The sequence below is a fragment of the Microcystis sp. LEGE 08355 genome (genome assembly GCF_015207185.1).
Classification (GTDB): domain Bacteria; phylum Cyanobacteriota; class Cyanobacteriia; order Cyanobacteriales; family Microcystaceae; genus Microcystis; species Microcystis panniformis.
In genome coordinates, this window is sequence record NZ_JADEXI010000963.1 from 1 (window position 1) to 1,003 (window position 1,003).

The following is a 1,003-nucleotide window of genomic DNA, read 5'->3' on the forward strand; positions in this document are numbered from 1 at the left end:
GTACCACCTCCCCCCCCTGTTCGTGGTGTTTTTGCCACCAGAGCAAAGGATGACGCAAATTCCGTAAAGTAATCGTTTCCGAACCATCGATAAAGTGGGGGGGATTACCCTCTAACCATAAACTGTAACGGGCCCTAGCGGTGGCCAGATCGAGCCTAGTAGCGATCGCTAGTAAATATTCTAAGTCGTCAAAGGCTTCGGCGATTGTATTACTTAACTGCCGCAGGATTTTTTCTTCTTCGATTTGTTCCTGACGACGATATTGCCGCAGTTGATTGCCTTGGTCAACGATAGAGTGAGGTTCAATGTAAAAAGTCGCCCCTGTGCTGGAAGTATCGTGAATTATCCCTGGTATTTGCTCTTTTTGCGCTGCTTTGACGGGAATCACCCAGCGGTCGCTTCTTTGGGTAATGACCGCTTCTTGGATAGCACCGCCCTGTTTTTGCATGATATCCTGCAATTTGCGGTAAATTCGCTCTTTAATCACCTTCATTTGTCCCCGAATTTCCCGTAATTGGGGACTAGCGCGATCGGATATCCGGCCATCTTCATCGATACAACGGTGTATCTCCTGTTCTATCTCTGGATAGGTGCGAATTTCGGCTACTAACTCTTTTAAAACTGGTATATCTTCCTGTTCGTCAATTAAACGCCGTAAACGTCGCACTCCGGCCAAAGTCGTGGCAATATTTAAAAGTTCCTGTCCCGATAATAACCCCCCCAGATGCGCCCTTTCTAGGGCATCACCGATGTCGGTAATCCCATCAAAGGAAAGACGACTATCTAATTTTTGTTCTAAGCTATAAACTTCTTTGGTTTGGCAGAGTAGGTTTAAACTTTCCTCTTTGCTTTCTGGTAACGGCAATTGACGAATCGCGATCGCACCGAGTTTAGTCGCTGCAAAAGTAGCTAGGTGTTGACATAGCCGCGGCCATTCCAATAATTCTAGGGTTTCGTCTTGAATCAATTTTGTAGTTTTTTATAATACGCTTTGTATTTCTAG

Annotated in this window: 1 pseudogene; it reads right to left on the minus strand. The window is 45.5% G+C overall.

Going from position 1 to position 1,003, the window contains the following annotated elements:
- Positions 1-967: pseudogene (locus tag IQ242_RS25615) on the minus strand (endonuclease MutS2); the annotation flags it as partial.
- Positions 968-1,003: the final 36 nt, after the last annotated feature.